Raw genomic sequence first — 26,345 nt, 5'->3', positions numbered from 1 at the left:
ATATCAATAATTCAGAAATCTAGTGAGCATTTTTAGATATGCTGTGCCTGATTTTATTCCTTTTGAATGGATTATTTGATCCAGACGGAGACAATTTTGTTTGATCTAGATAGTAGATTACTAAATATTTTTTATCATATTTATCGGTTTAAAAGTGTTTCAATGGCTGCTGATGCTATTGGCCTTACACAACCGAGCGTTAGTAATGGACTGAACAAAATCCGTCAGCATTTTAATGATCCACTTTTTATTCGTGTTGGGAATGAGATGATCCCAACCGAATTAGCAAAAGAGATTTTTCCACTCATTAGTGAAGTTATTGATAAAGTGGAAAGCATTAATAATTTTAGTGTAAATTTTGATCCGCTAACTTCAGATCAGCTTTTTACAATTGCGATGACAGATGTATCTCATCTGGTTTTATTACCGCAATTAACAAACTATTTAAAAGAGAAAGCCCCTTTAATTCGCTTGAATATTAGGCCGATTACGCCAGAAACCAGCTATCAAATGGCAAATGGTGAGATTGATCTTGCAATTGGCTTTTTACCCCAATTAGAAGAAGGCTTTTATCAACAAAAGTTTTTTAAACAACATTATGTGGTGATTAGCTCTAAGAGCCATCCTCGTTTAGACCCAAATAATTTTACTTTAGATGATTATATGCGCGAGTATCATATCGACATTGATGCGGGAATCGGGCACTACCATATTAAAAATGAATTGCAGAACAAAGGATTGGATCGAAATATCTTAATTCGATTACCAAGCTATCTTGGAGTGGGATTAGTCGTTCAAGAAACAGATGCGATCGCAACGGTACCGTATTATTTAAGCCAAGTCTTATTGGTGAGAGAAAATTTACAGATTTTACCAGCACCTCTAGACTTTCCAACTTATGATGTAAAACAACATTGGCATATGTCTTGTCATCATAAAAGTAGCCATAAATGGTTCCGTCAAACCTGCTATGAACTTTTTAAAGTCTAAAAAAAGAAGGTGTAAGAAAAACTTTTACACCTTCTGTGTGGTTTGATTTTTAGATTTCAATTGCGACAGCTGTAGCTTCACCACCACCAATACATAATGCAGCAACACCTTTCTTTTTACCTAGGCGTTTTAAAGCATAGATAAGAGAAAGAATAATTCTTGAGCCAGTTGCGCCAATTGGATGGCCTAAAGCACAAGCACCGCCATGGACGTTTACTTTTGCTTCATCAATGCCGAGTTCATGAATTGGCGCCATTGCTACCATTGCAAAAGCTTCATTAATTTCCCAAGCATCTACCTCATCAACAGACCAGCCAGCACGCTTAAGTACTTTTTGAATTGCACTAATCGGAGCAATGGTAAATTCGCTTGGATGTTGTGAGTGAGTAGATGTTGCAACAATTTTTGCCAAAGTATTTAAACCATGACTTTGAGCATATTCTTCAGTGGTGAGTACTAAAGCAGCAGCGCCATCAGAAATTGAGCTTGAGTTCGCAGCTGTAATTGTCCCATCTTTACTAAAAGCTGGACGCAATGTTGGGATCTTCTCAAGATTCGCTTTTAGTGGTTGCTCATCTTGATCGATAATTTCAACACCTTTACGTGTTTTTACCTCTACTGGAACGATCTCGTCTTTAAAGTAACCTTCCGTAATCGCAGTTTGTGCTTTTTTAAGTGAAGAAATCGCAAAGTTATCCATTTGCTCACGGGTAAAGCCTTTGGTATTTGCCATGTCTTGAGCAAAAGAACCCATTAAGCGGCCTGTTTCTGCATCTTCAAGACCATCTAAAAACATATGGTCCTTAATTTCACCATGACCCATACGGTAACCACCGCGAGCTTTCGGCAGAATATACGGCGCATTGGTCATAGATTCCATGCCACCTGCCACAATAATATTGGCACTACCAGCTTTTAAGGTGTCTGAAGCCATTAACACCGCTTTCATCGCAGAACCACACAGCTTATTAATGGTGACTGCACCCACATGATCTGGTACACCAGCTTTACGCATCGCTTGACGAGCTGGACCTTGGCCAATACCTGCACTGAGTACGCAACCAAAAATAACTTCATCTACTTGTTCAGGGGAAACACCTGCACGTTGAATCGATTCACGGATAACAGCAGCGCCAAGTTCTGGTGCAGTTAAAGCCGATAGACTGCCTTGAAAACCGCCCATTGCAGTACGGCTACCTGAAACTATAACAATTGAACTCATCTTAATATCTCTTATTGATGTATTTGCTAAATTTGCCTTTAGCCGAAACTAAAGGCGCCAGTAAATTAAAAAGTAGGTGGGGTATAGCTGAGCGTTCTACCAAAGAACCACAGCAAGAATAAAACTAAAGGAAAATGCACAACGAGCTGAGTGACTGTAAAACCAATCACATCTTTTGCTTTTAGTTTTAGAATGCCTAACATTGGAAGCATAAAGAATGGATTGATTAAGTTCGGTAAAGCTTCGGCTGCATTATAAATTTGTACAGACCAGCCTAAATGAACTTTCAAATCATTTGCTGCTTGCATGACATATGGGGCTTCAATAATCCATTTTCCACCGCCAGATGGCACAAAGAACCCAAGGATGGCAGAGTAAATTCCCATCACAATTGCAAAGGTTTCTTTTGAAGCGATTGAAACAAAAAATTCGGCTATATAATGCGACAGCGATAAGTCTTGACTATTTAAAGCTTGCGTCATAATAAAGGCGATGCTTCCATAAAGTGGAAACTGAATTAAGATTCCTGATACAGCTGGAACTGCCTTTGAAACAGCATTTAAGAAGTTTCGTGGTGTGCCATGCAAGGCTAACCCAAGCATTAAAAACACAAAGTTGTAGGTGTTTAAACTTGAAATAGCAATAATTGGATTACTTTTTGAAAACTCAAAAAACATCCAGATTAACCCTAATGCGACCACAATAATCGTTAAGATAGGCGAGTTTTCTAACCAGTCACCTGGACGATTAGATTTCTCATCATGGGGTTTGTCTTCTTCAAATTGAACATCAAAACTATCAATCGTTTTAACATTATTACCTTTTGGAGCTGACCAATAAGCGATTGCGATTGAAACAATCACTAAAATAATGGTCATCGCAATTGATTGCCAAAGGAAAATCGTTTCAGTAAATGGAATAACGCCAGTTAAGTTATAAATTGACTCAGGTAAACTGGTTTTATTTGCCTGAAGCTGTGCTGCCGAAGAGCTAATTCCCAGTGCCCATGTTGCTCCCATACCAATAATCGCAGCCGCAGCCGCAGCGCGGTAATCCATATTTAGCTCTTTACGCTTCGCTAATGCAATCACTAAAAGTGCTGTAAGAATCGTGCTTACTGCCCAGTTGACTAGAGAAATTAATAAGCTGACAGTTGCAACTAAAACAATAGCACCACGTCCAGAATTTGGAATACGTGCCATTTTTTGTATTAGGAACTTTACGGGCTTAGATACAGAAACGACATAACCTACAATAATGAGCATCGTCATTTGCAGAGTAAAGGGAATAAGACTCCAGAAACCGTTACCGAAGGAAGTCGCGACATCGTGAATAGGCGCACCAATACCTAAAGCGGCAACTGACACGATAATAACGCCAAGTAGAGCAAAAATATATGAATCAGGAAACCATTTTTCAGACCAGTCACTAATCCGAAGAGCAAATCTTTCAAAAATTCCTTGCTGTTTTTCCATAGCTGAAAAAATCCTTCTCGTTCTTATTTATAGACAGCACATCCGGTGCTTAAAAGGGCTAAGACTTAAGCTCACTTTCTAACTTAAGTCTTATCTGGCTTACTAAAAATTAAAATTTACGCGACTAAGGTTTTATAAAACTCAACACCTGTAGCAGCTTGAATCTGTTCAAGCGTGACATCTTTAGCAAGTTCAATCAGCTCTACGCCTTGTGGTGTAATGTCCATTACACCTAAGTCAGTAATGACGCGATGAACCACACCTTTACCTGTTAAAGGTAGGCTACAGTTTTTAACGATCTTTGGCGTACCATCTTTTGCACAGTGTTCCATAAGCACTACAACTTTTTGGACACCAACAACCAAGTCCATTGCACCGCCCATACCTTTGACTTTCTTGCCAGGAATCATCCAGTTCGCTAAGTCACCATTTTCGGAAACTTCCATTGCACCTAAAATTGCAATGTTGACATGGCCACCGCGGATCATGGCAAAAGATTCTGAGCTTGAGAAAAAAGCAGCACCAGGGCGAGCAGTAACCGTTTGTTTACCGGCGTTAATTAAATCGGCATCGACAGTTTCTTCAGTCGGGAATTCACCAATGCCTAATAGACCATTTTCAGATTGAAGCCAAACATTAATATTTTCAGGAATATAATTAGCAACTAGGGTAGGTAAGCCAATACCTAAATTGACATAAAAACCGTCTTCAAGTTCTTTTGCAGCACGTTGTGCCATTTCATTACGTGACCAAGCCATTTTATACTGCCTCCGTGCTTAAAGTTTTATGCTCAATACGTTTTTCAGGTGACGCATTAAGTACAATGCGGTTTACATAGATACCCGCTAAATGGATCTCATCCGGATCTAATTCACCAATTTCAACAACCTGTTCAACTTCGGCAATTGTAATTTTTCCAGCCATCGCACATTCAGGGTTAAAATTCTGAGCAGTTTTACGGAACACTAAGTTACCAGCCTTGTCTGCCTTATAGGCCTTAACGAGGGCAACATCTGCTGTTAAAGATTCTTCTAAAATGTAGTTTTTGCCATTAAAGATACGTTCTTCTTTACCTTCTGCAATGAGTGTACCAACGCCGGTTTGTGTATAAAACGCCGGAATTCCAGCACCGCCAGCACGTAACTTTTCAGCTAAAGTACCTTGTGGAGTAAGTTCTACATCAAGTTCACCATTTAAATATTGGCGCTCAAATTCTTTGTTTTCACCAACATAAGAAGAGATCATTTTTTTGATCTGTTTGGTTTGAAGCAATATACCTAAGCCGAAATCATCTACACCTGCGTTATTTGAAATACATGTGAGACCAGTCACACCACTTTGCTTAACTGCAACAATCAGTTTTTCCGGAATTCCACATAAACCAAAACCACCTACGGCAAGTGTTTGATTATCTGCAATAACGTCTTTTACTGCTGCCTCTGCATTGGCATAAACTTTATTCATTCTATTGTTATCCTATATCCCTTAGTAATCTTAGTTTTAGCATCACATTTTGCGTTATAGAAGTTAATTTTTTTAAATGATTAATAAGTATAATCAATGAATGGTTTCAAATCGTCTACAAAAGATCAGACGAACATAAAGAAAAATACTTTAAAAAATCACCTCATATCATTGAAAATTATAATAATTAATAATTTTAGCTTAAGCGTATGCTTAGCTCATCCTAAAAAGCAGTCTTTAATTTTTTAAAATTTATATTGAATCAAAGCTTCAATAAATTGAGTCGAAATATTTGAAATTTCAAAGTTCTTTTTATAAACAATTCCTACAGTCTTATGAATAGATTCATCCTTTAACTCAATGAGTACGTTATGTTCTTTATCAATGTGTTTAGCAAAATGCCTTGGAATTGCACTCACCCCAATTCCATAAGCCACAAAGCTTGAGAGTGATGAAATTTGATGACATTCAACTTTCAAATCGAGCGTTATATTATTTCGCAAACAATTCTGCTCAACCAAATATCGAACAATTGAAGGTTTTTGCAATGTCACGAATGGATTTGAACAAAGCTCTTGCCATGTAATAGAAGATGATTGAGCAAGTGGGTGAGTCTTTGGTAATAGAGCTAAGAAATCTTCTTCAAATAGTGGTTTGAACTCTAGGCCTTCGGTGAGATCAGGTTCAAAGCAGATACCAAGCTCAAAAATACCGTCTTGTACTTTTTCTATAATGGTCTCATTTGGAATATCTTGAATTGAAAAGTTCAAGTTGGGATGAAGTTCTAAAAATTGATGAATTACTTCAGGCAGAATCGCATGAGTCACGAAGGGCATTGAAGCGATACTTAAAGTTCCACGATTGAGCTTAAAACGTTGTTTAACATCGTTTTCCATTTCATCCCAATTGGCGAGTAATTTTTTAGCGTAGGGAATAAGGGATTTACCTTCTTGGGTAAGCTCAACACGGCGAGTATTACGGTTAAATAGTTTTCCGCCTAATTCTTCTTCTAAGCTTTTGATAGTAAGACTTAAAGCAGACTGGCTGAGATGTAGCTCTAATGATGCATTAGCATAGTTGAGTGTACGCGCAAGGGCTAAAAAAGCTTTTAATTGTTTAAGCGTCATTTCTATCCTTTAGATTGCCCAACTCATCTAGAAGGGTAATTTATACGAAAATTTGTCTAATATGATGTTTTTTTGACAAAAAAATAAAAATAAAGCAGGGGACAATAGGCTGAGCTACTTCAGTAAATTTTCCCAACAAAACTCATCTGTGTTATTAGCAAAGTATAGAGCCATTCCAACTACATGGAAAAACAAATAACCTAGCCAAATTGCTTGAGGAGCAACTTTTAAGCCTTCTAATAAAATAGTTGTTGAATAGATTGCTAACAAAAAGGTGAAGAGAATAATGTATGTAGCACTCGCTACAAATTTATATTTTGGTGCTAATTGAGGGATTTTATAACCAATCAAAATTTGCATACCGCAATTTATGATCAATGAAAGTATAGCTACAATGACTTGTGGCGTATTTAGGTATGTTAAAGAGAGTTGCGTAATTATGAAAATAATTTGCCACAGTACAAACATCCCCAAAGGGTATATTATAAATTTAATCCATATCATATTTTGTTTTCTTATCAAGATTTTATATTGTTATTCTATTGAATAATCTAAATTAAATAAATGCTATTTTTAAAAATAAAGAGTATAAATTTGTCCACCCCCATAAAGATAAAAAGATGAATAAAGCTAAAAGTTAGACGTCAAAAAATTAAATGCGCATCCTTAATGAGTGAACGGCACTTTTATAATTTAGTTAGTAAGTATCCAAAAGAATATATTAATTTTTACTATTTTGAGATAAGGCTTTATAAAAATCATATGAAAGGTTTGAAATGTCATTGCCATTGGTTTTTGATTCATTTGAGTAAGGCCTAAATTGAATATTTTTTACTATCAATTAAACTATCATTTTGTATGTAAATTACTGTAATTAGATGGCTACAACTACACATAGTTCAATATATATTTCACGTCCAAGTAATTACGAGGGAGATGGAACTGACGATAAAGAAGAATTTATTGAGACATGCAATATCCATTTTAAAGATATGTTTAAAGATCAAAAATCAATCTCCACACTGTCTGAAATTGAAAAAAAATACTTTGAAAAGTGTGTTTCAGCTTCAAATAATAAATATGCTGCTGAGGAAGTTATTTATGATATTGGAGTTGGTTTTGCGGTACTAATTGTTTTGCTGGGTATAGGCTGGGGATTCTATGAGGCAAAAAAATCTTTAAATACCCCAATGATAATTAATCCCAAGGAAAACACTGAGAATGGTATCAATGGAGACTATATCACTAACGGAGTCATCATAGTCCTTTTTTCCATAATTATTGCTGCATTTATTTATCTAATTTTTAGTTTTGTTTCCGGAATATGGATATCAATTAAATATTAAAGTTTGCAGAGATGTATATGGGCTTGAAAAGGATAAACCGATTAGTTCTAGTCTTGGTGTGGCAAAATAAGTAGAAGATAAGGTAAAGAAAATCACTATGGAGGTCGTGCAATCTTTTGTGGTCTCTATTGTAGGTATTGATGCATATCAAACATCTCATATTGGTTCAATCAGGTCTAGTGTGTATGGGGTAGGGCGCTATATGAACTGATAGTTTTTTATTTTCTGAACTGTTAAGTTTTAGTCATAATTAAAAGGAGTAATTTCATGAAAAAGATAATTTCATTAAGCTTAATTTTTTCATTAAGTGGATGTGTAAGCCCAACTACCCAAATGACTAATAATAAATTTAGCGAAATACAGCCTTCTATACCTTTAGTGTCAGGGGTATGGACGATTTCAATCGGCCCAAGCATATCAACCATAAAACTTGACGCAGATGGTAATGGAATACTTTGCGACGATACTAGTGGATATGTAGTATTCAATAAAGTTAAGTATTTCAATAATATAATTTATCTTCAAAATGGTATGGTTTTAGAAGTTAAGTTTCTTAACAAAGATATACTCGAAGCTAGAACAATTTTAAGTGCCTCTAATTCGAATATGATTTATAAAGCTGATAACGACTTAAAGGCAGCTTCACTAAAATGTGTTAAAGAAATATAGATACCACTTTATAAATTTGCTGCCATAAGGCCAAATAATCAACGGACCTTTTTCATCGCCCAGTCTGATACATCCATTTTTATCTGCTATAAGCTTTCCATGTGCTGAAGCCATCATTGAAATATTACTTTTCGTATTGCTTGTAATAAGTATCGGTTGAATAGAAACCTCTTCATGGTTAGTTATAGTAGGCTTTACCATGCAAGATGTTAGGCTAAAAGCAGTTAAAGAGGCTAAGAGTTGAATTTTCATATAGGGGCTTTTTTCTTTACTTTTTAGTAAGAGGTTCTATAAATTGATTGATAATAGCGCCTTTACTTAAATCACATGTAGTATCAGGTTTAATTATCCATTTGTAGTTGTTCAAATTAATGGGATAAGCTTCTCCGCTGCCATAAGCAATCGTGTCACCATCTTTATATTCTTTTGAGTCAACAATTAAAAGATACTTATTGCTATTCCAATGAGCATCTTTAGTTGCAAAAATAGGAATCACTCGATCATTTGTATTCATTAAATAAACACAAGAGCCTTCAATCTTGATTTGTGCCTCACTATAGCTTGCATTATCAGCATTACCAGAGTAACCAATTTTTGGAACAATAACCTTATTTTGAGCCAGAGAAGTATCGGTACATCCATTAAGTAGGATGATCAATCCAGTTTGAAGAGTGAATAAAATATTTCTTTTATTCATAACTTATATACTAGTGAAAAGTCTAAATTATAAATTCTATCAGTAGACATGTAATAGTATTCATTACATTGTCTAACTCTAGTGACAGAAGTAGAAGTTATCTTTAATAAACAAGCGCCGTTTTTGAGTAAAGATGAGAATATTAAAAAACACGACTCTATATTCCTGTTCTAATCTTTTGATGATTAAGCTTCAAATTGCTTTATTCAAATAAAGATAAAAAATTATCTGCGCAATATTTCAAAAGAATAAGATGAATTATATTTATCAAATTAATTTAAAAAATATATTATTTAATTGTCTTTATTAAATAATATAGAGATATTAATTTAATTTACTCAACAATTAATAAGTTTTATTAAAAAATAAAGGCTTCTAAATGATGGTATTTTACCACCTAAAGAAAATAAGTTATTGTATTTTATTGATATTTTAAAATTTAAATAAATTACATTGTTTTTAAATATTTTAGTGATATTTTATTTTTAAGCTCATTTACCTATTACCACTCATAGATACTGTGATTTTTATCATTTTAGGTTTGGGATAACCTAAATATCTTTTGGTAATTTTATTGAACCTAATATCTATTCTTTAGGGAGAAGGAATATATGTGGGAATTATTTGTAATTCTACTTTCACTTGGGCTGTTAATGTATACAGCTTACAAGGGCTTTTCTGTCATTCTAATGGCACCAATTTGTGCCTTACTTGCTGTTCTACTCATTAACCCTGCAAATGTCTTACCGTTTTATTCGGGTGTATTTATGCCCAAAATGGTGAACTTTATTAAAGATTACTTTCTTGTATTTTTACTCGGGGCAATTTTCGGTAAAGTCGTTGAAATGTCAGGAATTGCTGAGTCTATTGCACGAACCATTGTGAGATGGATTGGAGCAAAAAAAGCTATTTTAACCGTTGTATTGTTAGGTGCAATTTTAACATATAGCGGTGTAAGTTTATTTGTTGCTGTATTTGCCATTTATCCTTTTGCAAACCAGCTTTTTAGACAAGCGAATATTCCAAAACGTTTAATTCCGGGAACCATCGCGCTCGGTGCATTTACATTTACCATGGATGCATTACCAGGTACGCCACAAATTCAAAACGTAATTCCAACTACATTCTTTGGCACCAATATTTATGCTGCACCATTTCTAGGAATTATCGGTGCTATCTTTGTTCTATGCATGGGTTTGGCTTACTTAGAATGGCGTCGCCGAGCTGCTGCAAAAGCAGGCGAAGGGTACTCTGGTTTTGGAGTAGACAATACGCAGCCTCAAGAAATTGAAGCCGATATGAACTTGCAAAAGAATGGAAGTGCCGCTCGTCAGTTTTTAGCGTTTGTACCCCTTATTCTTGTTGCAGTAATGAACAAATATTTGTCTAAAGCAATCAAAGAGTGGTATCCAAATGGTTTTGATTTTGCCACTGTCGGTCTAGCGGATTACACCGTGGATGTTGCAAAAACTGGTGCGATCTGGGCAGTGGGTCTTGCGCTGATTGTTGGAATTATTTCTGCAATTTTATTTGATTATCAACGTGTAGTGACGAACTTCAAAGAGGGCATTAATGCCAGTATTGGAGGCTCACTTTTAGCAGTGATGAATACGGCTTCTGAGTATGGGTTCGGTGCAATTATTGCGTCATTACCGGGCTTTGCTCTGATTAGCCATGCAATGAGCAGTACCTTTACAAATCCATTAGTAAATGGGGCCGTAACGACAACCGTTTTAGCAGGTATTACCGGTTCAGCTTCAGGTGGTATGAGTATCGCTTTAAGTGCGATGGCTGAACAATATAACGCCGCGATTTTAGCTGCGGGTATTCCACCAGAAGTCATGCACCGTGTGGTTGCGATGGCGTCAGGCGGTATGGATACACTTCCGCATAATGGTGCTGTTATTACTTTACTCGCTGTTACTGGGTTAACTCATAAACAGTCGTATAAAGATATTTTTGCAGTCACGGTAATCAAAACGTTAGCGGTATTTGTGGTGATTACAGTCTTTACCGTAACGGGTATTGTTTAAATCAGCGCGTTATAAGTATTAAGGAGTAAATAGATGACGAAACTTTTAGACGGTAAGGTCGCTTTTATTACAGGTTCTGCAAGTGGTATCGGTCTAGAGATTGCTAAGAAATTTGCTCAAGAAGGTGCCAAAGTTGTTATTTCTGATATGAATGCCGAAAAGTGCCAAGAAACAGCGAACGCACTTAAAGAGCAAGGTTTTGATGTATTATCTGCACCATGCGATGTGACTGATGAAGATGCTTATAAACAAGCCATTGAGCTTACTCAAAAGACTTTTGGTACGGTTGATATCTTAATTAATAATGCTGGTTTCCAACACGTTTCATCTATTGAAGAGTTCCCAACTGCTGTTTTTCAAAAGTTGGTTCAGGTCATGTTAACTGGGGCGTTTATTGGTATTAAACATGTTTTTCCAATTATGAAAGCTCAAAAATATGGCCGTATTATTAATATGGCTTCAATTAATGGACTAATTGGTTTCGCTGGAAAGGCTGGTTATAACAGTGCTAAACACGGCGTGATTGGTCTAACAAAAGTTGCAGCATTGGAATGCGCGCGTGATGGCATTACGGTAAATGCTTTATGTCCGGGGTATGTAGATACACCATTGGTTCGTGGGCAAATTGCAGATTTGGCTAAAACCCGTAATGTAAGTTTAGACAGCGCACTTGAAGATGTGATTTTGGCAATGGTTCCTCAAAAGCGTTTGCTCTCTGTTGAAGAAATTGCTGACTATGCGATTTTCCTTGCGAGTAGCAAAGCAGGTGGGGTAACCGGCCAAGCTGTTGTTATGGATGGTGGTTACACCGCTCAATAATTTAAATATTTTATAAAAGCCGCTTATTTAAAATAGGCGGCTTTTTTATTCGTTAAAAAATTTACGATAGTCTGCTGTTCAAAATAATGATTTATCTCTACTCTATTTGCTTATAAAAATCTAATAAAATAAATTTGTTAAGGTATGAAATTATACTTTAAAGGTATTTAACTTATTTCCATTTTTAAAATTTAATAGAGTATGAGAAAGTAATCTTTACTCTCTTTCTTGATTCGATATTTTTCAGGAAAACTCGTCAATTAAAGGATATTAATTGGCATACAAGTTGCTTTTTAAGCAATAAGTTATTTAGCTAGGTGAAAAGGATATGATATCACTCAGCCAACAGATGGAACTCAATCATTATTCACGCAAAGCTGAATTTGCGCAGAATTTGATGTCCACAATTTGTGGTGAACACCGTCTAGATACAATTTACAAAGACACTCTCGATTTTCACTATGACGGAATGCGTTTGCCTAATAAAAAAATGGCGATCGGTACAATCAGTTATGGTGCAAATGTTGCCATTAACATCTCAAATTTAAAAGCGTATAGCATTAGCTTACCTATACAAGGGCGACAAGCTCTCAATATTCGTGGCGCTCATTATCAGTCTGATGAAAACAGAGGCCTCATTGTTTCTAATAACGATCAGCAAGATTTGATTATTGATAAAGATTGTAGAAAATTTCAGGTGGTTATTCCTGAACGAAGTATGCAGATTGTCCTTGCAGATCTACTCAATAAACCCGTAGAAGTACCTATTATTTTTAATCCTGAAATGCATTTGGACTCGGAGCAACTGATTGGTGCATGGTGGAAGAATATTCAGAATTTTTTACAGCTAAAATCGCAATATAGCAATTTTTATGGTTTACAGATGTTATCTGAAGACTATGAAAATTTTGTAATTAAAGCCTTACTATTGTCTCAAGAAAATAACTACTCTGAAGCCTTAAAGTCACTCTCACATCAAGATGAACCAGCTTATATCCGTAAGGTTCGTAATTTTATTATTGAACATGCGCATGAAGAAATCTGTGCAGAAGACTTGCAGCGTCTTGCAGGGGTTTCAAAATCAAAATTGTATGATGAATTTCAACAATACTATGGCACCAGTCCAATGTCGTATTTGAAAAAATATCGTCTCCAACAAATTTATAAGATTTTGAGCACTACAGGAGCAGATAGAAAGGTTTCTATTTCAAAGCTTGCCTATGACTGGGGCTTTAACCATTTAAGTCGTTTTTCTCAAGAGTATCGTGAAGAATTTGGAGAAAATCCAAGTGAGACTAAAGGGAAAATTTTCTGATGTTTAATTTTTCCAAATAAAAAACTGATTTAGGCAACTAAATCAGTTTTTTATTTATTGCCTAATATTTATAAACTTTCTTCGAGCTTTAACACTTGTTTGTTTTTAGATTTCTCATAAATCACTTTGAGACTAAGTGCAATAAATGAGATGAAAGTTGGTATTGCTAGAATAAAGAAAATACCGCTTAAGCTTAGGTTAAAAGTAAAAATGAGCGAGCCAAAGAAAGCACCTAAAATTGCACCGATACGACCAATACCATGCATCCATGAAACACCAACCGCGCGACACACTGCTGGATAGAACATAGCTGCAAGTGGCAGTAATGAGGACTGAGCACCAGCGAGTAAGGCACCAATTAAGAAAATAGTAAGACCTAACAAGAAAATATTTGAGCTCACCAGACCAGCAACAATGAATAGGGCGAAAGCAATTAGGTATGAATATTTAATCACTGTAGTTGGATTCAGTTTATCCATGTACCATCCCATAATGGTTGCACCAATTACACCACCAAAAGGGAAAATCGCAGCAATTAAACTAAACTGTTGAGTACTAAAACCTGCTGTTTTTAAAATCGTTGGCATCCAGCTTGTTAAAAGATAAAACACCAACAGACTGGTAAAGCAGCAGAGCCAAAGCATGCTTGAACCCCACAGGTATTTTCCTAAAACCAATTTAACCGGATTTTCATCTGAAGCATTTTCTGCTTGAGCTAAAACAAGTTTTACTGGCTCTTGGAAGGAATGTCCTTGAATATTTTCTAAAATACGCTGAGCTTTGTCTTGTTGATGACGTGTAATTAAGTATTGAGTTGATTCAGGTAATTTAAGCAATAAAGCAACCACTAAAATTAGGGGAATGCTTCCGCCAATAATAATCACTTTTGCCCAGCCATAGCTTTCTAATAGATAAGCTGACAACACACCGCCACAAGAAATACCCAGCATAAAACCACAGCCAGCAAGACCTGTAAGGAATGCTTTACGTTTTACAGGCATATATTCAGAGACAATGGTACTGATGTTTGGCATGGCTGCGCCTAAACCAACACCTGTAATAAAGCGATAAATCATTAAGTCTTGAGTTGAATTAGCAAAGCCACACAAAATCGTAAATATGGAAAACAAAAGGCTGGTAAAAACAATAACGCCTTTACGGCCAAATTTATCGGCTAAGGGCCCCGAAATGATTGCACCAATTGACATGCCGACTAAAGCTGCACTTAAAACTGGGGCAAGCTGAGGCTTGGTAATTCCCCAATCATCTAATAATGCTGGGGCAATAAAACCGATAATTCCTGTGTCTAGACCATCACAGAAGAAGACAAAAAAGCCTAGGATAAAAACCATCCATTGTAATGGAGACAGTTTTTCGCGATTGATAATCGTGTTTGCATCTATCGTTTTCATACGTATTCCTTATTCATTAAAATTTTTTGCTGTAATTGACGAAGAAACGGTTTTCAGAGAAATCGTTTCCATGTTTAATGTCGTAATTGATGAAGATGTATTGAAGAGCTAAACCTTTGAGGAGTGGCTGTTGAAGGGCATAATTGACAATAATGTTTGCTTCACTTTCTTTATTTTTTAAGCCATCTGCTGTCTTAAAGTGATCGCCATATACATATTTGAAAGTAGTATTTAAACCAGGCACATAATCTTTAAAGTCATAGCCATAGATGAAGTGATAAGATTTTTCATCTTGTTTGAAGAAACCAGTCGTGTTCCAGTTAATGAAATAAGTTTCAGGCAAGAAACCATCTGGTAATGGGTAAGCAGACTCACCAATAATTTGCTGATAACCCACACCAAAGCTGTGATTTTTTACTTTAAGCGTTTCTAATAACCCTACGTTTTGTGCATCAATGTCAAATAGATTTCCATTATCTTTAGCATTGAAATATTTGAATTTTGAATTAACTGAAAAATTAGCGTTTTTCCATATGTGGTCCATTCCCACATAATGTTTGTTATATAAATCCTCCATATTTCCAAAGTAATATTCACCCTTCAGCGTAGGCGTAAATTGATAGCGAAGATCTATATAGTTAAGGCCGTCGGAGTAACCAGTCACACCTTTTGAAGTAAAAGAAAATCGATGAAAGTCTTCTTCATTTCGCGGTGATACTTTTTCAATACGGCCAATTTCTGCAAAAAGCTTATCGTTTAGCTGACTTTTAAGATTAGTTCCCCAATAAGACGTTAGAAGTTGTCGGCTTGCATCTACAGTGGTTACGGGTAAATCCAGCCATAATTCACCAATGCTGAGTAGTGTCTTGTTATAGCCTAACTTTAAGGTTGCGCCATATTTTAGATAATCAGGTGCTTGGGACTGCGTCGCTTTATCAAAAGGTAATACCGTATCTGCAACATGTTTATCTTGGCTTAAACGAACTGCATATTGTGCTGAAGCATTTGCGCCAATTTGAACCGGGGTTCCACCAATTTCTAACGGCGTATCATGCATATTTGAGTTGTAAAATAGAGAAACTGATTGCGACCAGCTACCTGTATCTTTTACATCCGGATTGTCATAGTTTCTGTCTATATATGCATTTTTTAATGTATATTTCCATTCTTCATCCGCTGAATAAACCTGAGTAGAAAATGCACTACAACATAAAATATTGATGAGCATTAACGTTTTTTGTTGTCCATAAATTGGCCATGGTCGATGCATAAATAAACGCCTTAATTTAAAAATGACTGGGCTTTTTTTATGTAATCAAACGAATTACATGACTTGATTGAACTATTTTTAGTCAATTGTCACTATCCAATAAGTCCTAATCTTCATCCATTTTTTCCAAATTAGATAAAAAGCATTCATTCCCATTTTTAATTTAAAGTTTTGAAATATAGGTGTTTCTTTGTTTTTAATTTTTTATCCAGTTTGATTGATTTTGATAATTGCGCAGAGATTGGATAGTGCTTGCAGCTTTTGGACAGTCTAAAAAAAAATTCGGATAGAAGATAAAGCCATAACAATGTCAGGAGTTGACACTATGGCTGGTCAAACCATTCAAATTAAAACTGCATCTGGAAAGCAGTTCAGTGCATATCTAGCGATGCCAGAAAAAGGAAAAGGACCTGGTGTGGTGCTTTGTCAGGAAATCTTTGGGGTGAATGCAGCAATGCGGGAAAAAGCAGATTTTCTTGCAGAAGAAGGCTATACCGTTTTAGTTCCTGATTTATTTTGGCGTGTAACACCTAATATTGAACTCGGTTATACACCAGATGACTTTCAAAAAGCTTTTGAAATTTATCAGCAATATGACGAAAACCTCGGTGTTGAAGATATTCAAGACAGCTTAGCTTTTTTAAAGACACGACCAGAATGTGATACCACTACAGGCCTCGGCGTGGTGGGGTACTGTTTGGGTGGAAAGCTTGCTTATCTTGCGGGTTGTCGACTTTCGGAAGTGGCATGTGCTGTAGGTTATTACGGTGTAGGCATTGAAAAAGCGTTAGATGAGTTAGCCAACGTAAAAGGACGTTTGGTTTTACATATTGCAGAACTGGACCAATTTACACCGCCAGATGCGAGACAAACGATTGTCGATGCAGCTAACCGATATTCAAATGTACAAGCTTATGTTTACGAAGGTGTTGATCATGCCTTTGCACGACCAAAAAGCAACCATTACCACAAACCTTCAGCACGCTTTGCTCACGAGCGTACAGTAACAGCACTACATGAAACGATTGGGCCGAAATATGATCTAGTGGCGCTATGGGAAGAGCATATTCGGCATGAGTTCGATACGCGTGATGTTCCAGCAACCATGGCAACAATGGTCGCAGAACCTTATGTCAACCATATTCCAACTTTAACTGGTGGTGTAGGTCAAAGCCAGCTTGCCCGTTTTTATCAATATCATTTTGTTCACCAAAACCCGAAAGATATGAAGATCACCTCGATCTCTCGTACGGTTGGCTCAACGCAAGTAGTAGACGAGTTCATTATGAGCTTTACACACGACACTGAAATTGACTGGTTATTACCGGGTGTAAAACCAAGTGGTAAATATGTCGAAATACCAATGTTAGGTGTAATTCAGTTCAGAGGCTCAAAGCTATGCCATGAGCATATTTACTGGGACCAAGCGTCGGTGCTCGTTCAAATTGGTTTATTAGACCCAACAGGCTTACCAGTTGCAGGTGTCGAGACCGCACGAAAACTTCTTGATGAAGATCTTCCTTCAAATACGTTGATGCCATCTTGGTCAAGTAGTGAAGGCAAGCCAGTCAATTAAGGAGTATTGCAATGAATATAGATTTAAAAGGAAAAGTCGCTGTGGTGAGTGGTGGCGCAACACTCATTGGTAAAGCTGTTGTGCAAGCTTTGGTGAGTGCGGGTGCTCATGTTGCTATTTTAGATATCAATGCCAAAGGCAAGGCAATTGCAGAAAGCTTTAATCATGATGTGATGTTTATTCAAACCGATTTAACCAGTGATGCAGCTATTCAACAAGCTGTGGCCGATATTCACCAACATTTAGGTCAAGTGAGTTACTTGGTGAATTTGGCATGTACATATTTAGATGACGGTTTTAAATCTTCACGTCAGGACTGGTTACAAGCACTCGATCTTAATTTGGTCTCTATCGTTGAGCTGAGCCGTGCTTTATACAATGACCTAAAAAAGCAGCAAGGTTCAATCGTTAACTTCACTTCAATCTCGGCCAAAGTGGCGCAAACAGGGCGCTGGTTATATCCAGTTTCTAAAGCCGCGATACGTCAACTCACTCAAAGCATGGCAATGGATTTTGCTGCCGATGGTATCCGCGTCAATTCAGTTTCTCCCGGTTGGACATGGTCTCGTGTCATTGCAGAAGTCAGTGGCAATAACCGTGAAAAAGCCGACAGCGTGGCAGCCGATTATCACTTACTAGGCCGATTGGGTCATCCCGAAGAAGTCGCCAACGTGGTTTTGTTTTTATTGTCACCCGCTGCGAGCTTTGTGACCGGAGCAGATTATGCAGTCGACGGTGGATATTCAGTGATGGGCCCTGAAGGATCACAGCCCGCTATTCCGCGTTTAGCCGAATAGCACAGCGTTTTAAAAGCACATTTAGAAAATTATGGAGAATATTATGCGCCGTATTGCAATTGTTGGAGCAGGACAGTCTGGTTTACAGCTTGGTTTGGGCTTATTAGATACAGGTTACGACGTGACAATGATCACCAACCGAACTGCCGCTGAAATTCGTCAAGGTAAAGTCATGTCAAGCCAGTGTATGTTTCATACCGCTTTACAAACTGAACGTGACTTGGGACTAAATTTTTGGGAAGAACAATGTCCAGCAGTAGAAGGTATTGGGCTAGCTTTAGTTAATCCTGAAAATGGTGGTAAAGCATTTGAATGGAGTGCTCGTCTTGAGCGCTACGCTCAATCGGTCGATCAACGCGTCAAAATGCCATATTGGATGGAAGAATTTGAACGCCGTGGCGGTCGATTGGTAATTCAGGATGTTGGAATAGAAGAGTTAGAACAACTCGCAAACGACTACGAGCTTGTATTACTCGCGGCTGGTAAAGGTGAAGTCGTTAAACAGTTTGAACGTGATGATGTGCGCAGTGTTTTTGATAAGCCTCAACGCGCTTTGGCTTTGACCTACGTCAAAAACATGAAGCCAATTTCACCTTATTCACGTGTGACTTTTAACATTATTCCTGAAGTCGGCGAATACTTTTCATTTCCAGCACTTACCGTGAATGGGCCTTGCGACATCATGGTGTTTGAAGGTATTCCAAACGGTCCAATGGACTGCTGGCAAGATGTCAAAACACCCGAACAGCATCTGCAATGCAGTTTGGATTTACTCAAGAAATTTGTGCCTTGGGAATATGAACGCTGCGCAAATGTTGAGTTGACCGATGCTGGTGGATATTTAGCAGGGCGCTTCCCGCCGACCGTACGCAAACCCGTTTTAACCTTACCCTCTGGCAAAAAGATTTTTGGCATGGCAGATGCCTTAGTGGTCAATGATCCAATTACTGGTCAAGGCTCAAACAATGCGGCTAAGTGTAGCAAGATCTATTTCGATGCCATTTTAGCCAATGATAATCAAAGCTTTAGCGAACAATGGATGGTTCAAACTTTTGAGCGTTATTGGGCTTATGCAGAAAAAGTCGTGGCTTGGACCAATAGCTTGTTATTACCACCTGAGCCTCATGTCGTTGAACTCCTAGCAGCTGCAAGTCAAAACCAGAGCATTGCTTCAATTATGGCCAATAACTTTGATGACCCTCGCGCTTTTGCCCCTTGGTGGTTTGATGCAGATCAAGCTCAGGCATTCATAGCCTCAAAAACCGCAGCAAAAGTGGCTTAAGGTCAAAATATCATAGGGAGAATTAAAAATGGACACAATTGAAACTCAATGTTTACAAACCATTAATGCTGAAAACCCAAGAGAAATTCGTAATTTACTTGGTCAGTTTGCAACTGGCGTTACCGTGATTACAACCCGTGGTAAAGACGGTCGGAAAATAGGAATGACAGCCAATTCATTTTCATCGCTTTCTTTAGATCCACCATTAATTTTGTGGAGTCTTTCAAAAACAGCGCCAAGTTTGTCAGATTTTGTAGAGGCTGAATATTTTGCCATTCACATGTTGGCACAGGAGCATCACCAGCTTTCAGGACATTTTGCTCGGGGGGCTGAAGACAAATTTGCAGGCATTGCCCATCAACAATGCAATGCTGGCGTTCCAATTTTGTCCGATGCGCTCGCAACCTTGGTTTGCCGCAATGTAAATCAATATGAAGGCGGAGATCACCTGATTTTTATTGGTCAAATTGAACAATACCAACAACGCCAAGGTGAACCATTGGTATTCCACGCAGGAAAGTATCGGATTGCCGCAGAACATCCAGAATTAGCACATTAATTCACCACAATCACGATCAATCCGGTCGTGATTTTTTTATAGGAAATAAAAAGATGAAAAGCACTTTAATTAAGCATGGATTTTTAGCAGGGACATTGTTGGGTTTGCCATTAGTTTCTCATGCCTATGATTTACCGACCGTAAACTTAGGTATGACCAGCTTTCTCGATGGCGGTTTACCTGCAGGGCCTGGCTGGTATGCTCAAACTTACTTTCAAAATTACGATAGTAATAAACTGGTCGATGCCAATGGACAAAAATTAGGTTTACCTAAAACAGATTTAAATTATCAAGTACTGGTTGAACAGATTAGTTATTTATCGAATGTCCGAGTAAAAGATAAAGCCAGCCTAGGTATGAATTTTTTAATTCCTTTTGTCAGTAAAATGGACATGGATGATGGCTTGAATAATGCTGCTATTAAGGCCCAAAGTGGCTTTGGGGACATTATGATTGGACCTTTTATTCAGTTCGATCCAGTCATGGGTGCACAAGGACCGAAGTTTGTACATCGTTTTGAGTTTCAGGTGAATTTACCTACTGGTGAATACGACCAGCAAAAAGATATTAACCCAAGTAATAACGCTGTTTCATTTGACCCTTATTGGGCTGCAACGTATTGGTTTAATCCAAAGTGGACAGCTTCAACGCGTATCCATTATCTCTATAACTTTAAGAATAATAACCCAAGCTATGCTTTTGTTGGAGCAAATGATATGCAGGCAGGGCAAGCAATTCATACAAACTTTGCAACGGACTATGCTATTACTGAACAGTTTCGCTTAGGACTGAATGGTTATTGGCTAAAACAAGTCACTGATACTGAAGTGGATGGTGAAAAAGTCAAAGGCCGACGTGAACAAGTGTGGGCTATTGGCCCCGGTGCGATGTATAGTTTTTCTAAAAATGACCATTTAGTTGCAAATGCTTATTTTGAGCAAGATGCTGAAAACCGCCCAGAGGGAACACGACTACAAGTTCGTTATGTCCATCATTTCTAAGTCATAAAAAAGCCTTTTATATTCATCGATATAAAAGGCTTTTCTCTATTTGTTTTAAGAAAAAATTGAAGTAATTAAGCCTGAGCCTTCACTGTGACCAGATCGGCGGGTAGAAGAAGGTAATTCGCCATAACGGCGTTTATACTCTTGAGAAAAACGGCCTAAATGAGTAAATCCCCATTTAAATGCAACGTCTGTGACCGATAGATTTTCATTATGCATGAGTTCTAAATGAGCTTGTTCAAAGCGTAATTCCTTTAGATAAGACATTGGGGTTGTCCCCAAGTAATTTTTAAAACCAGTAAATAGTGTTCTCACGCTCACGCCTGCATGTTCAGCTAAAATCTCGACATTAAGCGGCTCATGTAAATGTTCTTTTATGTAGGCTTCTGTGCGCTTCACGAAATAAGGAGATACTGTTTTTTCTTTATGCTGATCTATTTTATGTAATGCGTTATTGGGTTGCCCATAAATGAGGGCATTAAACAAATTTGACTCAAATTGTTTAAAGGCTAAAGGATGATGAAGCGGGTGTTGCTCGCATGCCAAAGCATCCATCAAGGTTCTAACCAACTGTAAAAAATAGGCTCCACTTTGTGTAGAAAAGTCTAATTTTGGGTCGAAAACGAGTAAGTTGTTCTCTGAATCGGCAATGTGTTGACGGCAATGGTAAGTAAAATCATCTTTTGAAACTTTTAAAATGAGCTGCGGTGAGTTCGCGTGCCAGCGCATACGTAACGATTGCTGAGGAGAAATAAGAGATGCAACTTGAGAATAAGAAATAAACCTTTGTGAACCAAACTCGATTTCTGCATAGCCTTGAGTTGGAATTTGAATTAAGTAAAAGTTATCCAGATGATCTGGTTCAATAATGACATCTGCGCCATATTCCAAGCGACTAATAGACAATGCGCCTGTTTTAACATGGTGCATGGTTGCACTGAAATCTCGCTTCTGCTGAGAGATTTTAAGATCATGTGGTTTAAAAATTTGCCCTACATTTCGGCAAGTTTCGCTTAAATCGTGGTGGTCAAAGACCAGATTATGATTGGTAAAGATAGACTCATTTTGAAAATGACGTCCACTGAGTTCAGGGGAGTTGGCTTGGTTCATATTTATCCCTTTTGGCTCACTCCTGTATTTACTTGTGTTGTAAAAGCTTTAAAACTTCGCTGCACAGCAAGTAAATACGGCACTTAAAAAATTAAGTTACTCGCAAATTACAATGAGATATAAGCAAAATACAGACCAATTTAACCGCTAATTAATATGATTTTCTCAAATTTTTAAGTCTGATTTTGTCCATCAATTTAATACATTCGAGAAATAGAATAGGGGGATATAAAAGGTGCTATAACTTACTCTCATCATGATCTTATTCCTTAAGATCTATCAAAATTTATAGCAAATCCGAGCGAACTGGTCAATTTTATTTTGTCGGAATTTTTTATTTTATATTATTGATATATAATAACTTTTAATTTTTATGCAAAAATTCAATATACCCCTTATAAGAGTATATTGAATGATTTCAGGTTTAGTGGTTTTTAAATTATTTATACTTCAACGTGATGTATTGCTCTGTAAAAACTTCTCGCTGTAAATACGATAGTTTTGCAAAGCTTGCTCATCTAACCAATTTTTAACGGCTTCAATCATTGGTGGTGGGCCACATAAATACATATCAAAAGCCTGCTCGGCCAGTTGATCTTTATTTAAGTGCTCATGGATATAACCAGCTTTACCTTGCCAAGCTTCCGTTGCCTTAGTCACAATCGGGTGATAACTAAAGTTGGGTAGCTGTTCAGCATAGGCATGTAAACGTTGTTGTTCACATAAATCGGATTCATTATTTACGCCGTAATACAACTGAACTGCAGGTGAGTTTGGTTGATCCACCAAGTTATCAAGCATTCCCAAGAAAGCTGATAAACCAGTTCCACCTGCCACAAAAACCAGTGGTCGCTCTACTTCACGTAAATAGAAACTACCAAGCGGTGCTTCAATAAGTAAGCTTTGTCCGACCTGGCAACAATCACGCAGGTAATTACTCATCACACCGTCTGGCAAGAGGCGAATGAGAAATTGCAATTGATTGGTCGCATTTGGTCTGTTTGCAAAAGAATAAGAACGCCAATCTTCAGTATTCGGTATTTGCAAACGAGCATATTGACCCGGTAAAAACTGAAGTTGTTCAGTATGACTGCTTGCATCAAGATGTAAGATTGCTGTTGTTTCAGAAACCAGCTCAACCGCTGTCACTTTGGTTTCAATTTTTAAAGTATCACCAGCGTTACAAATAGCAGAATCATGATCGAAATAAAAAGCTGCATCTGATTTCACACGCGTCTGGCAAGCTAACATTTTACGCTCAGCCAAATCACGTTCACTTAATGCATCTTCATCAACATATTCTTGTTCATAAATACCGGTTTCACACTGACCCTGACAGGTACCACAAACACCTTCGCGGCAGTCTAACGGCAGGTTAATTCCTTGACGAACTGCTGCGTCAAGCAGTAATTCATCGTTATTTACCGAAATGAAAAAGGTTTTGCCATCGGCAAAATTAAGTGCAACTGAATGTCCCATTTTCATTCCCCTTAAACGTGATAGAAGTCTAAAACGGAATCAATTTTGTCATTGAGCAAAATGCTGTGTTGACGACGAATACGGAAATCATCTGCTGTTTGGCGTAAAAGATAAGTAGCGTGTCCGTAAAAACAGCCTTCTAAGCCTTGACGGTTATAGAGCGTTTGCCATGCAACTTTTGCTTCAATTAATCCATCATCCAATGTTTTAACTCGAATGTTGTTTATGCTGTGCAAAGTACGTGGTAACGGAGTTGCAGATGCAGCTTTTCCGGTACGAATACGGAATACACGGTCTTCAAGTCCTGTACGGTCTGCATAATAAATATAAGACAAACCCTGATTGGGATCTTGAACATAGTTATGGTCATCAATCCACTGTGGAATATGATATTCACTATCTTCATCGTAAAGCTCTAGATAGGCATCCCAGTCATAAGCATCACAAAGTTCTGCCTTTTTATACAAAAACTGAGATACAGCAAAATGTAGTTCTTGTGACATGGTTACACCTCATCCATTACGGCATTGTTTTCAAAAGTAATATCCTGCATTTTCAGTGCTTTTTTATTTAAGCCGTCGAGCATGAGACGTTGCCAGTGCCCATGTTGATTTACATAGAGTCCTTCATGGGTAAACTCACGGCCAGTAATAACGGGTTGAATGCCTAAGTCTTGTGAGTTTTTGGTCGCGCCATATTCCCAAGACTGACAACCACGCGAAATATCGCTCCAACGTTCAAGCCGTGCCTGAAAACCTTTTTGTTGCTCACGGAATTCAACTAGATCATCCGGCGTACCAAGACCCGACACATTAAAAAAATCTTCGAACTGGCGAATACGGTTACGGCGTGCTTCCGCAGATTCACCTTTAACCCCAATACATTGGCTGATGACTTCGGTTTTATTCCATGCCACAGGACGAACAATACGAAGCTGTGAACTAATCTGGTCCATAAAAAATAGGCTAGGGTACAAGTTTAAGTTTCTTAAACGATGCATTGCCCATTCAGCATATTTGTCGCCATATTTTTCGACCATATATGGCATAACCGTGCTGTAACCCGGACGAACTGTTGGGTTTGGCATATCACTAAATAAAACACTATGACCATTTTTAAAACTAAACCAGCCATCGTCAGTTTCTGAATCACCGGCACCTAACTTGCTGTAGTCAAGCGTGTCGAGTTCTTCACCTTTTGATGCATTGACTTGCTGACGATGTTGAACTGTAGAGACATAGTTATAGTGGACAGTGCTGACATGGTAACCATCTAAGCCATTTTCATTTTGTAGCTTCCAGTTACCTGCAAAGGTATAAGATGACTTGCCTTGTAGTACTTCGAGTTCACCTGTTGGCGACTGGTTAACCATTAAATCAAGGAACAGTTTTGCATCGCCCAAAAAGTCTTCTAGAGAATCTGTTGCTTGAGTATCAAGGCTTACAAACACAAATCCACGATAGCTGGCAATGCGGCCTTGTTTTAAGCCACGGCTTGATTTATCAAAATCTTCACAATATTCACCAGGTGCTTTTACTTTGACCAAGCGGCCATCTGATTTGTAGCACCATGCGTGGAACGGACATGTAAATGTAGACTGGTTGCCTTTTGCAACACGTGTTAAAGTCGCGCCGCGATGCTCACAAGCATTGACCATGGCGTGTAATTCGCCTTTACCATCACGGCTCACAATAATCGGCTGACGACCAATTTGAACCGTGAGGAAATCATGATTGTTTGGAATTTCACTTTCGTGACATGCATAAATCCAAACCTTTTCAAAAATGAATTCCATTTCCAAATCAAACAGCTCAGGCTCGGTAAACATATTACGTGCAATACGAAACACGCCATCTTTAGGACGGAAGTCGATACATCCATCTACAAAATCATTCCATTGTTTTAAATTAGATGAGGTCATTTGCTCAATCCTATTCATTCAGCTTTTAACTGATTGAACCGCGATTAGACCTTTACCTCTATCCGTTTTTTCCAGATCTTTATCCACTTTGTGCAGTTTTGATTTTTTAATAAAATGATTTTCAAGGGAGTAATGAGGATTCTAAATTTGTATGGTGTCTTATCTTCTTAAACTTCCCTATAATCCTAAAGAGCATAAAGTGAAACCTTGTGAGTTAAGCCTATGAAAGAACACAACTTAAAATTACAAATCAGAGTTCTTTCAGAGCAGAACATCGCATTTGGTCCGGGTAAGGCAGACTTACTTGAAGCAATTGAGAGAACTGGTTCGATCTCACAAGCGGCAAAATCTATGAATATGAGCTACCGCCGTGCATGGCAATTGGTAGACACCATGAATCAGTGCTTCGAAACAGCTTTAGTTGAAACTCAAACGGGTGGAACACATGGTGGTGGGGCAGCGGTCACAGCTTTAGGCCAGAAAGTCTTACAACACTATCGCCAAATGGAAATCAATGCTCGACAAGCCTTAGAGCATGATTATCAAATTATGAGTAGCTATTTAAAAAATTAAATTAAAAGACTTTGTAGTGACTGAATCTTTTTTAATTTGGTATAACTTTTGCTTAATAAAAAGTGCACGCTGAAAAAGCACTGCTGCAATTTTCAGTTACACAGACAATGGCGTCTATTCTGTACTATCGTAAAAGATGGTCGGGAATAGGCGTTTTTTTATTGTGTATCCGAAATAGTGGCTGGCATAAACGACTGATCTGTTT

Annotated in this window: 26 protein-coding genes and 1 pseudogene; 14 read left to right on the top strand and 13 right to left on the bottom strand. The window is 37.7% G+C overall.

Annotated elements, in window-relative coordinates; translation table 11 throughout:
• Window positions 1-96: 96 nt before the first annotated feature.
• On the top strand, window positions 97-990 hold the full coding sequence (locus tag AC52J8_RS09260) for a LysR family transcriptional regulator (protein ID WP_003651675.1): 894 nt from the start codon (window positions 97-99) through the stop codon (window positions 988-990).
• 49 nt (window positions 991-1,039) lie between these two features.
• On the opposite strand, the gene AC52J8_RS09255 is transcribed toward AC52J8_RS09260, so the two are convergent.
• The 6 genes from AC52J8_RS09255 to AC52J8_RS09230 all read right to left on the bottom strand — a co-directional run bounded on the left by AC52J8_RS09255 (window position 1,040) and on the right by AC52J8_RS09230 (window position 6,782).
• Window positions 1,040-2,212 (bottom strand): thiolase family protein, encoded by a 1,173-nt coding sequence (locus AC52J8_RS09255; protein ID WP_086399010.1) that lies wholly within the window; start codon window positions 2,210-2,212, stop codon window positions 1,040-1,042.
• A 65-nt stretch (window positions 2,213-2,277) separates the two neighbouring features.
• Complete coding sequence (locus tag AC52J8_RS09250; RefSeq protein ID WP_032052144.1) at window positions 2,278-3,687, bottom strand: short-chain fatty acid transporter; 1,410 nt, start codon at window positions 3,685-3,687, stop codon at window positions 2,278-2,280.
• 116 nt (window positions 3,688-3,803) lie between these two features.
• The gene (locus AC52J8_RS09245; protein ID WP_014206696.1) at window positions 3,804-4,445 is read right to left on the bottom strand and encodes a 3-oxoacid CoA-transferase subunit B; all 642 of its coding nucleotides are present in this window, start codon (window positions 4,443-4,445) and stop codon (window positions 3,804-3,806) included.
• 1 nt (window position 4,446) lies between these two features.
• Complete coding sequence (locus AC52J8_RS09240; RefSeq protein ID WP_086399011.1) at window positions 4,447-5,151, bottom strand: CoA transferase subunit A; 705 nt, start codon at window positions 5,149-5,151, stop codon at window positions 4,447-4,449.
• Window positions 5,152-5,396: 245 nt separating this feature from the next.
• A complete protein-coding gene (locus AC52J8_RS09235; RefSeq protein WP_002113536.1) occupies window positions 5,397-6,278 on the bottom strand; it encodes a LysR family transcriptional regulator in 882 nt (293 codons plus the stop codon).
• Between the two features lie 114 nt (window positions 6,279-6,392).
• Window positions 6,393-6,782 (bottom strand): hypothetical protein, encoded by a 390-nt coding sequence (locus tag AC52J8_RS09230; protein ID WP_025465552.1) that lies wholly within the window; start codon window positions 6,780-6,782, stop codon window positions 6,393-6,395.
• A gap of 488 nt (window positions 6,783-7,270) precedes the next feature.
• On the opposite strand from AC52J8_RS09230, the gene AC52J8_RS09225 reads away from it, so the two are divergent.
• The 3 genes from AC52J8_RS09225 (at window position 7,271) to AC52J8_RS09215 (ending at window position 8,293) form a co-directional block, all read left to right on the top strand.
• Window positions 7,271-7,624 carry a hypothetical protein gene (locus tag AC52J8_RS09225; protein ID WP_086399051.1) on the top strand — a complete coding sequence of 118 codons (354 nt, stop codon included), beginning with the start codon at window positions 7,271-7,273 and terminating at the stop codon, window positions 7,622-7,624.
• 97 nt (window positions 7,625-7,721) lie between these two features.
• Window positions 7,722-7,835, top strand: coding sequence for a hypothetical protein (locus AC52J8_RS09220; RefSeq protein WP_014206701.1), 114 nt, complete (start codon window positions 7,722-7,724; stop codon window positions 7,833-7,835).
• Between the two features lie 56 nt (window positions 7,836-7,891).
• Entirely contained in the window at window positions 7,892-8,293 is a 402-nt protein-coding gene (locus AC52J8_RS09215) for a J517_1871 family lipoprotein (RefSeq protein WP_496538772.1), read from the top strand.
• Window positions 8,294-8,561: 268 nt separating this feature from the next.
• On the opposite strand, the gene AC52J8_RS09210 is transcribed toward AC52J8_RS09215, so the two are convergent.
• Window positions 8,562-8,990: a hypothetical protein gene (locus AC52J8_RS09210; protein ID WP_086399013.1), complete on the bottom strand. Its 429-nt coding sequence runs from the start codon at window positions 8,988-8,990 to the stop codon at window positions 8,562-8,564.
• An 81-nt stretch (window positions 8,991-9,071) separates the two neighbouring features.
• Here AC52J8_RS09210 and AC52J8_RS09205 point away from each other — a divergent pair.
• The 4 genes and pseudogenes from AC52J8_RS09205 (at window position 9,072) to AC52J8_RS09190 (ending at window position 13,157) form a co-directional block, all read left to right on the top strand.
• Window positions 9,072-9,204, top strand: a pseudogene (locus AC52J8_RS09205) (hypothetical protein).
• 397 nt (window positions 9,205-9,601) lie between these two features.
• Window positions 9,602-11,023, top strand: a complete 1,422-nt coding sequence (locus AC52J8_RS09200) for a GntP family permease (RefSeq protein WP_197738917.1) — start codon at window positions 9,602-9,604, stop codon at window positions 11,021-11,023.
• A 33-nt stretch (window positions 11,024-11,056) separates the two neighbouring features.
• Window positions 11,057-11,842, top strand: a complete 786-nt coding sequence (locus AC52J8_RS09195; RefSeq protein ID WP_086399014.1) for a 3-hydroxybutyrate dehydrogenase — start codon at window positions 11,057-11,059, stop codon at window positions 11,840-11,842.
• Window positions 11,843-12,170: 328 nt separating this feature from the next.
• Window positions 12,171-13,157, top strand: a complete 987-nt coding sequence (locus AC52J8_RS09190; RefSeq protein WP_032006173.1) for an AraC family transcriptional regulator — start codon at window positions 12,171-12,173, stop codon at window positions 13,155-13,157.
• Between the two features lie 68 nt (window positions 13,158-13,225).
• Here AC52J8_RS09190 and AC52J8_RS09185 read toward each other — a convergent pair whose 3' ends face one another.
• Both AC52J8_RS09185 and AC52J8_RS09180 read right to left on the bottom strand, forming a co-directional pair.
• Window positions 13,226-14,569, bottom strand: a complete 1,344-nt coding sequence (locus AC52J8_RS09185; RefSeq protein WP_086399015.1) for an MFS transporter — start codon at window positions 14,567-14,569, stop codon at window positions 13,226-13,228.
• 16 nt (window positions 14,570-14,585) lie between these two features.
• Window positions 14,586-15,797 carry an OprD family outer membrane porin gene (locus AC52J8_RS09180; protein ID WP_416202407.1) on the bottom strand — a complete coding sequence of 404 codons (1,212 nt, stop codon included), beginning with the start codon at window positions 15,795-15,797 and terminating at the stop codon, window positions 14,586-14,588.
• Window positions 15,798-16,164: 367 nt separating this feature from the next.
• Between AC52J8_RS09180 and AC52J8_RS09175 the strand changes: the two genes are divergently transcribed.
• From AC52J8_RS09175 to AC52J8_RS09155, 5 genes are read left to right on the top strand one after another with little or no spacing between them, the layout of a single operon-like run.
• A complete protein-coding gene (locus AC52J8_RS09175) occupies window positions 16,165-17,415 on the top strand; it encodes a dienelactone hydrolase family protein (RefSeq protein ID WP_086399016.1) in 1,251 nt (416 codons plus the stop codon).
• A gap of 11 nt (window positions 17,416-17,426) precedes the next feature.
• Window positions 17,427-18,212, top strand: coding sequence for an SDR family oxidoreductase (locus AC52J8_RS09170; RefSeq protein WP_057070816.1), 786 nt, complete (start codon window positions 17,427-17,429; stop codon window positions 18,210-18,212).
• Between the two features lie 43 nt (window positions 18,213-18,255).
• Window positions 18,256-19,494 carry a styrene monooxygenase/indole monooxygenase family protein gene (locus AC52J8_RS09165; RefSeq protein WP_197738916.1) on the top strand — a complete coding sequence of 413 codons (1,239 nt, stop codon included), beginning with the start codon at window positions 18,256-18,258 and terminating at the stop codon, window positions 19,492-19,494.
• A 28-nt stretch (window positions 19,495-19,522) separates the two neighbouring features.
• The gene (locus tag AC52J8_RS09160) at window positions 19,523-20,053 is read left to right on the top strand and encodes a flavin reductase family protein (RefSeq protein ID WP_086399018.1); all 531 of its coding nucleotides are present in this window, start codon (window positions 19,523-19,525) and stop codon (window positions 20,051-20,053) included.
• A gap of 53 nt (window positions 20,054-20,106) precedes the next feature.
• Window positions 20,107-21,054: a SphA family protein gene (locus AC52J8_RS09155; protein WP_086399019.1), complete on the top strand. Its 948-nt coding sequence runs from the start codon at window positions 20,107-20,109 to the stop codon at window positions 21,052-21,054.
• A gap of 54 nt (window positions 21,055-21,108) precedes the next feature.
• Here AC52J8_RS09155 and AC52J8_RS09150 read toward each other — a convergent pair whose 3' ends face one another.
• The 4 genes from AC52J8_RS09150 to antA all read right to left on the bottom strand — a co-directional run bounded on the left by AC52J8_RS09150 (window position 21,109) and on the right by antA (window position 25,567).
• Complete coding sequence (locus tag AC52J8_RS09150; RefSeq protein ID WP_086399020.1) at window positions 21,109-22,167, bottom strand: AraC family transcriptional regulator; 1,059 nt, start codon at window positions 22,165-22,167, stop codon at window positions 21,109-21,111.
• A gap of 450 nt (window positions 22,168-22,617) precedes the next feature.
• A complete protein-coding gene (antC, locus tag AC52J8_RS09145) occupies window positions 22,618-23,652 on the bottom strand; it encodes an anthranilate 1,2-dioxygenase electron transfer component AntC (RefSeq protein WP_086399021.1) in 1,035 nt (344 codons plus the stop codon).
• Between the two features lie 5 nt (window positions 23,653-23,657).
• Complete coding sequence (gene antB, locus AC52J8_RS09140) at window positions 23,658-24,149, bottom strand: anthranilate 1,2-dioxygenase small subunit (RefSeq protein ID WP_069140443.1); 492 nt, start codon at window positions 24,147-24,149, stop codon at window positions 23,658-23,660.
• 2 nt (window positions 24,150-24,151) lie between these two features.
• Entirely contained in the window at window positions 24,152-25,567 is a 1,416-nt protein-coding gene (antA, locus tag AC52J8_RS09135; RefSeq protein ID WP_086399022.1) for an anthranilate 1,2-dioxygenase large subunit, read from the bottom strand.
• 222 nt (window positions 25,568-25,789) lie between these two features.
• Here antA and AC52J8_RS09130 point away from each other — a divergent pair, with 222 nt between their 5' ends.
• The gene (locus AC52J8_RS09130; protein WP_086399023.1) at window positions 25,790-26,140 is read left to right on the top strand and encodes a winged helix-turn-helix domain-containing protein; all 351 of its coding nucleotides are present in this window, start codon (window positions 25,790-25,792) and stop codon (window positions 26,138-26,140) included.
• Window positions 26,141-26,345: the final 205 nt, after the last annotated feature.

Source organism: Acinetobacter sp. S-1, assembly GCF_059579785.1.
Note: the sequence above shows the minus strand (reverse complement) of the source record. Positions and strands in the feature narration are given on the sequence as shown.

Excerpts from the sequence above, each read along its gene's own strand:
- AC52J8_RS09250 (WP_032052144.1), bottom strand. The coding sequence starts at position 3,687 with ATGGAAAAACAGCAAGGAATTTTTGAAAGATTTGCTCTTCGGATTAGT.
- AC52J8_RS09155 (WP_086399019.1), top strand. The coding sequence starts at position 20,107 with ATGAAAAGCACTTTAATTAAGCATGGATTTTTAGCAGGGACATTGTTG.
- AC52J8_RS09200 (WP_197738917.1), top strand. The coding sequence starts at position 9,602 with ATGTGGGAATTATTTGTAATTCTACTTTCACTTGGGCTGTTAATGTAT.
- antC (WP_086399021.1), bottom strand. The coding sequence starts at position 23,652 with ATGAAAATGGGACATTCAGTTGCACTTAATTTTGCCGATGGCAAAACC.
- AC52J8_RS09215 (WP_496538772.1), top strand. The coding sequence starts at position 7,892 with ATGAAAAAGATAATTTCATTAAGCTTAATTTTTTCATTAAGTGGATGT.
- AC52J8_RS09210 (WP_086399013.1), bottom strand. The coding sequence starts at position 8,990 with ATGAATAAAAGAAATATTTTATTCACTCTTCAAACTGGATTGATCATC.
- AC52J8_RS09240 (WP_086399011.1), bottom strand. The coding sequence starts at position 5,151 with ATGAATAAAGTTTATGCCAATGCAGAGGCAGCAGTAAAAGACGTTATT.
- AC52J8_RS09185 (WP_086399015.1), bottom strand. The coding sequence starts at position 14,569 with ATGAAAACGATAGATGCAAACACGATTATCAATCGCGAAAAACTGTCT.
- AC52J8_RS09175 (WP_086399016.1), top strand. The coding sequence starts at position 16,165 with ATGGCTGGTCAAACCATTCAAATTAAAACTGCATCTGGAAAGCAGTTC.
- AC52J8_RS09220 (WP_014206701.1), top strand. The coding sequence starts at position 7,722 with ATGGAGGTCGTGCAATCTTTTGTGGTCTCTATTGTAGGTATTGATGCA.
- AC52J8_RS09190 (WP_032006173.1), top strand. The coding sequence starts at position 12,171 with ATGATATCACTCAGCCAACAGATGGAACTCAATCATTATTCACGCAAA.
- AC52J8_RS09235 (WP_002113536.1), bottom strand. The coding sequence starts at position 6,278 with ATGACGCTTAAACAATTAAAAGCTTTTTTAGCCCTTGCGCGTACACTC.
- AC52J8_RS09180 (WP_416202407.1), bottom strand. The coding sequence starts at position 15,797 with ATGCTCATCAATATTTTATGTTGTAGTGCATTTTCTACTCAGGTTTAT.
- AC52J8_RS09170 (WP_057070816.1), top strand. The coding sequence starts at position 17,427 with ATGAATATAGATTTAAAAGGAAAAGTCGCTGTGGTGAGTGGTGGCGCA.
- AC52J8_RS09255 (WP_086399010.1), bottom strand. The coding sequence starts at position 2,212 with ATGAGTTCAATTGTTATAGTTTCAGGTAGCCGTACTGCAATGGGCGGT.
- AC52J8_RS09195 (WP_086399014.1), top strand. The coding sequence starts at position 11,057 with ATGACGAAACTTTTAGACGGTAAGGTCGCTTTTATTACAGGTTCTGCA.
- AC52J8_RS09130 (WP_086399023.1), top strand. The coding sequence starts at position 25,790 with ATGAAAGAACACAACTTAAAATTACAAATCAGAGTTCTTTCAGAGCAG.
- AC52J8_RS09225 (WP_086399051.1), top strand. The coding sequence starts at position 7,271 with ATGTTTAAAGATCAAAAATCAATCTCCACACTGTCTGAAATTGAAAAA.
- AC52J8_RS09230 (WP_025465552.1), bottom strand. The coding sequence starts at position 6,782 with ATGATATGGATTAAATTTATAATATACCCTTTGGGGATGTTTGTACTG.
- AC52J8_RS09245 (WP_014206696.1), bottom strand. The coding sequence starts at position 4,445 with ATGGCTTGGTCACGTAATGAAATGGCACAACGTGCTGCAAAAGAACTT.
- antA (WP_086399022.1), bottom strand. The coding sequence starts at position 25,567 with ATGACCTCATCTAATTTAAAACAATGGAATGATTTTGTAGATGGATGT.
- AC52J8_RS09160 (WP_086399018.1), top strand. The coding sequence starts at position 19,523 with ATGGACACAATTGAAACTCAATGTTTACAAACCATTAATGCTGAAAAC.
- AC52J8_RS09150 (WP_086399020.1), bottom strand. The coding sequence starts at position 22,167 with ATGAACCAAGCCAACTCCCCTGAACTCAGTGGACGTCATTTTCAAAAT.
- antB (WP_069140443.1), bottom strand. The coding sequence starts at position 24,149 with ATGTCACAAGAACTACATTTTGCTGTATCTCAGTTTTTGTATAAAAAG.
- AC52J8_RS09165 (WP_197738916.1), top strand. The coding sequence starts at position 18,256 with ATGCGCCGTATTGCAATTGTTGGAGCAGGACAGTCTGGTTTACAGCTT.